Source organism: Ramlibacter sp., from assembly GCF_013697775.1.
In the GTDB taxonomy this organism is placed as follows: Bacteria; Pseudomonadota; Gammaproteobacteria; order Burkholderiales; family Burkholderiaceae_C; genus Ramlibacter.
Window position 1 is genome coordinate 1 of sequence record NZ_JACCWG010000339.1, and the last position, 5484, is coordinate 5484.

At 69.6% G+C, this 5484-nt stretch carries 8 protein-coding genes; 3 read left to right on the forward strand and 5 right to left on the reverse strand.

Annotated elements, in window-relative coordinates:
- The 3 genes from H0U68_RS17070 to H0U68_RS17080 all read right to left on the reverse strand — a co-directional run.
- On the reverse strand, positions 1–1544 hold a 1544-nt coding region (locus H0U68_RS17070), incomplete at its 3' end, for a hypothetical protein (protein WP_296357738.1).
- A gap of 102 nt (positions 1545–1646) precedes the next feature.
- Positions 1647–1913 carry a type B 50S ribosomal protein L31 gene (locus H0U68_RS17075; protein WP_296357739.1) on the reverse strand — a complete coding sequence of 89 codons (267 nt, stop codon included), beginning with the start codon at positions 1911–1913 and terminating at the stop codon, positions 1647–1649.
- Between the two features lie 154 nt (positions 1914–2067).
- On the reverse strand, positions 2068–2358 hold the full coding sequence (locus H0U68_RS17080) for a hypothetical protein (protein ID WP_296357741.1): 291 nt from the start codon (positions 2356–2358) through the stop codon (positions 2068–2070).
- Between H0U68_RS17080 and H0U68_RS17085 the strand changes: the two genes are divergently transcribed.
- The 3 genes from H0U68_RS17085 to H0U68_RS17095 all read left to right on the forward strand — a co-directional run bounded on the left by H0U68_RS17085 (position 2305) and on the right by H0U68_RS17095 (position 3801).
- Entirely contained in the window at positions 2305–2595 is a 291-nt protein-coding gene (locus H0U68_RS17085; RefSeq protein ID WP_296357749.1) for an ester cyclase, read from the forward strand. The genes H0U68_RS17080 and H0U68_RS17085 overlap by 54 nt on opposite strands.
- Positions 2596–2613: 18 nt before the next feature.
- A complete protein-coding gene (locus tag H0U68_RS17090; RefSeq protein ID WP_296357742.1) occupies positions 2614–3114 on the forward strand; it encodes a DUF3237 domain-containing protein in 501 nt (166 codons plus the stop codon).
- Between the two features lie 90 nt (positions 3115–3204).
- The gene (locus tag H0U68_RS17095; RefSeq protein ID WP_296357744.1) at positions 3205–3801 is read left to right on the forward strand and encodes an aquaporin family protein; all 597 of its coding nucleotides are present in this window, start codon (positions 3205–3207) and stop codon (positions 3799–3801) included.
- On the opposite strand, the gene H0U68_RS17100 is transcribed toward H0U68_RS17095, so the two are convergent.
- Both H0U68_RS17100 and H0U68_RS17105 read right to left on the reverse strand, forming a co-directional pair.
- Positions 3758–4534: an amino acid ABC transporter permease gene (locus tag H0U68_RS17100; RefSeq protein ID WP_296357745.1), complete on the reverse strand. Its 777-nt coding sequence runs from the start codon at positions 4532–4534 to the stop codon at positions 3758–3760. The genes H0U68_RS17095 and H0U68_RS17100 overlap by 44 nt on opposite strands.
- Positions 4535–4547: 13 nt before the next feature.
- Positions 4548–5312, reverse strand: coding sequence for an ABC transporter substrate-binding protein (locus H0U68_RS17105; protein WP_296357747.1), 765 nt, complete (start codon positions 5310–5312; stop codon positions 4548–4550).
- Between the last annotated feature and the right edge of the window lie 172 nt (positions 5313–5484).

Here is a 5484-nt window from a genome sequence, read left to right on the forward strand (position 1 = left end):
GCGCTGCCGCGGCCGGCCGGCTGCAGCGCCATGCCGCCGTGAAAGCGCAGCGCCGCCATCTGGCCGCGGCTCAGGCCCAGTGCTTCCACGCAGCCGGGCGCGTCCATGCGCTGCGTGATGGAGCGCACCAGCGGCACGTAGCTGCGCGCGTAGTCCAGCGCGGGCAGCCACAGCGTCATGAGCAGCAGCCAGCACAGCGCCGCGCCGCCGGCCGGCAGCACCAGGCTTTTCCAGATGGCGACCTGGTTGCGCCCGGTGCGCCAGCGCACCAGCCAGCACCAGGCCAGCGTGGCGGCCAGCGCCAGCAGGAAGGCCAGCAGCGAGAAGCTGGGCTGGAAGCCCGGCGCCAGGCGCGCCACGTTGGCCGCGGGCTTGGCCGGAATGCCGGTTTGCAGCGAGATCCACACCACCCAGATCACCACCGCGCAACCGGTGAAGAACAGCAGCGTGAACCAGTCGATCAGGGCCGCGGCGCTGCGCCCGAAGGTGGGCAGTGCGAAGGCGGCGAGCGCGGCGAAGGCCGGCAGGCCGAGCAGCAGCGAGCGGTCGGGCGAGGGCGTGAGCACCGTCGCGGCAACCGACACCAGCGCGAACCACAGCGGCAACGCGACGTGGCGCAGCGTGAGCTGCCGGCGCCAGCGCCACAGCGTCCACAGCGCCAGCGGCCACACCGGCCAGGTGAACCACAGCAGCAGGCGGCCGGCCGAGCGCCATTCGTGCGTCTCGCCCCACACGTTGTCCAGGCGCCAGCGCCACACGCCCAGGCTCCAGGCCAGCGCCGCCACCAGCATGGTGAGCACGGCCACCACGGCCGCCCAGCGCCACTTGGTGCCGCGCGACTGCGCGTCCGACGGATGGTCCAGCAGCACGATCACCGCGCCGCCGGCGCCGAACAGCATGGCCATGCTGGGCGCGCCGCTGAGCGCCAGGCCCGCCAGACCCGCGGCGACGGCGCAGGCCGGCAGCAGCGGCCGGTAGGGCAGGCCGGCCAGGCCGTAGAAGGCCAGGGCCGAAAAGCCCAGCTGCGCCAGCGCGGGCGTGGTTTCGTGCGACAGCTGCGCCAGGCCCAGGCAGGCGATCAGCGCCAGCAGGCCGCCGTCGGCCATGGCACGGGCGTAATCGGTGGGCCGCGCCTCGCCGCCGAAGGCGAAGGCCACTGGCTGCGCGCCGGGTGCGCGGGCGAGGTTGTAGACGGCGTACCAAGTGGCCAGCAGGGCCAGCGCGAACAGCGCGACGAAGGGAATACGGGCGGCGAAGTCCGCCGCCATCCAGCCGGGCGCCAGCCGCATGGCCCAGCCGCCCAACCAGTAGGGCATCAGCGCATCGAATTCGGGGGCGAGCCCCAGCAGCGTGGGCTTGAGCCAGGAGGTGTGGCCCTGGGCCAGCTCGAACATGTAGCCGAGCGCGGCGATGTCGGCGTTCTTCCAGGGCTCGCGGCCAACGAAGCCGGGCACCACATAGGCCAGGCAGAACAGCAGCAGTGCCAGCCGCGGCAGGCGGCGCACCGCGCCCTGGGTCACGATGGCGGGAGTGGGCTGGTTCACGCGCGCGAGTGTGGCACAGCGAAAAAAGAATCAGAAAGGGAGGGCCGAAAAGCAAAAAGGCAGCGCGGTTGCCCGGCTGCCTTCATTGCGCGGAGCGGCTGCTTATTTGGCGCCGGTGCCGGTCGTCTTGCCGAAGCGGTTGCGGAACCTCTCGACGCGGCCGCCCATGTTGTCCACGGACTTCTGGGTGCCGGTGTAGAACGGGTGCGACTCGCTGGAGGTGTCCAGCTTGAACATCGGCAGCTCGCGGCCGTCTTCCGTCTTGCCCATTTCCTTGGTCGGCACACAGGAACGCGTGACGAACTTGAAACCGTTGGACAGGTCCACGAAGAGGACGTCGCGGTAGTTGGGGTGAATGCCTTCTTTCATGGTCTTCCTTGTCAGCTGCGGCAGCCGGACCGGACCATCCGGACTACTTTCCGCGAAACCATCAATTATAGCTTGCGCCAGCCGTCCAGCAGCCTGGAGATCATTGCCCGCCCATGTGTCCGCAGCGCCCGCGGATCGGCGGCTTCCGGCCGCATCAGCGCGATCTCGCAGACCATGGCGTCCACCATGTGGCTGAGCAGCTCGACGTCGTCGCAGGCGTGTAGGCCGGCTCCAGGCAGGCGTCGATGCCGGCGCCCAGCCGGTCCCAGACCTTGCGCTGGCCGCGGGCGCGCGCCTCGATGCTGGCCGAGGCTTCGGTCTGCATGAGAACCACCACGGCGTCGAACAGCGCCGTCTTGTCCGCGAAGGCCTGCAGAAGAACGAGGCCGCGCTGAAGGGCTTCTTCGCCGCCTTTCCGGACTACCAGGTCGTCCTCGACGGCCACGCCGGCAATGGCGAGACGCTGGTCTGCTGGGGCAAGGTGTCCATGACCATGACCGGCGAGCGCTACGGCGTCGTGCCCGGCGGACGCCGCGCGACGCTGCCGGTGTTCATCGCGTTCACTTTCAGGGACGGCCTGATCGCCAGCGAGCGCTTTTTCTTCGACCTGTCGGAGCTGTGCGCGCAGTCCGGCGTGTCCACCGGCGCCGTCCGGCACAAACTGTTCGGCGAGATCCGCTGACTTCACGAAAGGCATCCCATGCCCACCACCCTGGACCCGCGCGTTCGCGCACTCCCCGAGATCCGCACCGAACACCTGTTCGACATCGTGATCGACCTGCAGCCGCAGCTGAACATCGGCAATGGCCCGCTCGGGCGCCGCATGCTGTTTCCCTCGGCGGGCGGCACCTTCCACGGACCTGCGCTGCACGGCGAGGTGCTCCCGGTGGGCGGCGACTGGGCGCTGTTCCGCCCCGACGGCACCATGGTGCTCGACGTGCGCCTGACCCTGCGCACGCACGACGGCGCGCTGGTGCACATGACCTACAGCGGCCGATGGACCACGCCGCCGGAACTGCGCCCGGCCATTGCCGACGCAGCGACGCGGCACCAGGTCGACCCCGCGCTCTACTATTTCCGCACCAATCCGCTGTTCGAAACCGGCGCGAAGCAATACGCCTGGCTCAACGACGTCGTCTGCGTTGGCGTCGGCTACATGGTCGAAGCCGGCATCGCGTACAAGGTGGTGAAGGTTGTCTGACGCGCATCCCCACTCGCAGAGCCGCTGTCGCTGTCGTTACCCCGCCGCCTGGCCGCCGAAGCCCTCGGCACCGCGCTGCTGCTGGTCGCGGTGGTGGGCTTCGGCATCCTGAGCGAGCGGCTCGCGGCCGGCAACACGGCCATCGCGTTGCTGGCCAGCGCGTTGGCCACGGCAGGCGCGCTGTATGCGCTGATCGAGTGGCTGGGCCGCTGTCGGGCACGCATTTCAATCCCGCGGCCAGCATCAGCCACGCAGTGCGCCGCCGCGGTCATCGGCGTCGGTGTTGCCAACGCGATGTTCGAGGCGCCGCTGTTCTCGCTGTCGGCGCACGTGCGCGCGGGGCCGGCGCAGTGGCTCGGCGAATTCGTGGCGACCTTCGGGCTGGTCGGCGCGGTGTGGGTGTGCTCGCGCGTGCGGCCGGCGTCGGTCGCTGGCGTGGTCGCGGCCTACATCGGCGGCGGCTTCTGGTTCACGCCCACGGGTTTCGCGAATCCGGCGGTGACCTTCGCGCGCGCCTTCACCGATTCGTTCTCGGGCATCCGGCTGGTGGACGTTCCGGGTTTCCTGGCGGCGCAGGCCGTGGGAACGGCCGCCGCGGTGCTGCTGTTTCGCTGGATGCTGCCCGGCGAGGCGTGCGCCGCAGCTACCTGCGCTGCCGCTCCGCCCGCTGCTCCAGCACGTTCGTGAACTGCGTGATGAGGGTGGTCAGCGCGAGGTAGATCGCCGCCGTGGTGGCCAGCGTCGCCACCGGCTGGAAGGTCGCGGCCTGCACCCGGTTGCCGACGTTGGTGAGTTCCACCACGCCGATGGCGAATGCGAGCGACGAATCCTTCAGCAGCGCGACCAGGTTGCTGGCCAGCGGCGGCAGCGCGATGCGCCAGGCCTGCGGCAGCACCACCGAGGCCAGCACGTGGGCCGGCTGCATGCCCAGCGCGCAGGCCGCGTCGCGCTGGCCCGCTGGCACGGCCAGCAGGCCGGCGCGGATGGCCTCGGCGTTGTAAGCGCCGACGTTGAGCGACAGCGCCACCACCGCGGCGCCGAACTCGGGAAGGCTCAGGCCCGGCACGATGGTCGGCAGCGCGAAATACACGAACAGGATCTGCACCAGCAGCGGCGTGCCGCGGATCAGCCAGATGTAGGCTGCGGCGATGGTGCGCGGCAGCGGATGCGACGCCGTCTTTGCAAGCGCGGCGGCCAGCCCCAGCGCCAGGCCGATGCTGCCGGAAGCCAGCGTGAGTGCCAGCGTGGTGCGCGCGCCTTGGGCGAACTGCGCCGCGTTGCTGCCGATCGGCTCGGGCAGCAGGGACAGCAACTCGCCCAGGCCCCACAGCAGGGCGACCAGCAGCAGCGCGCTGACCACCAGGGTGGCCTTCGCGCGGCGCTGCCGGTCCCAGGAATGCGGCCACAGGCTCAGCAGCACGCACGGACCTTCGTTAGCGGCAGCGGACGTCTTCGCCGAAGTACTTCTTCGACAGAGCCGCGTAGCTGCCGTCGGCCATGCTGGCCTCCAGCGCCTTGTTCCAGGCCTGGGCCAGGCCGGTGTTGCCCTTTGACGTGGCGGCCGCGATCTTCTCGGTGAACAGCAGCTCGCCGATCTGCAGCTTCAGCTCGGGGTTCTTGCGGCCCGCTTCCAGCGCGGTGAAGCGTTCGGTGATCCAGGCGTCCACGCGGCCGGCCAGCAGCGCGGCGCGCGCGTCCGGGTCGGTCGGGAAGTTGCGGATGTCCTTCAACGTGCCGATCTTCTTGAGCGGGTCGATGTAGGTGGTGCCGGTCTGCACGCTGACGGTCTTGCCCGCCAGGTCTTTCGGACTCTTGGGGCCGCCCTGCTTGGCCACCACCATCGGGCCCGAGCAGTAGTGCGGCGCGGTGAAGGTGACGGCCTTGGCGCGTTCCTCGGTGATGCCGTGCGAGGCGATCACCACGTCCCAGCGGTCCTGCGACAGGCCGGTGAGCAGCGCGTCGAAGCCGACCGTCTTCCACTCGAGGGCGACGCCCATCTTCTTGGCGACCATCTCGGCCACTTCCACCTCGAAGCCGGCCAGCTTGCCGGCGTTGAAGTAGTTGAACGGCGCATAGGCGCCTTCGGTGGCGGCGACCAGCTTGCCGCCGGCCTTCACCTGCTCGATGGTGCGCGCCTGCGCGGGCAGCGCGGCTGCGACGGCAGCCGTCAGCAGCAGTTTCCAAAGCATGTTTTTCATGGGCGTTCCCTGTGTGTTGTTGCGCCCGCGAGTTTAGCCGCGTAGCGCTAGTGTCCTGTCCCGTAAATAACAGGCATTAATCGTGCTTGCTCTTGCGGTATCTTTCGAGCGGAGATACGCAATGAGAACGGGCAGGCCAAAGGCGGATTTGATCTTGTCGGACGAGGAGCGT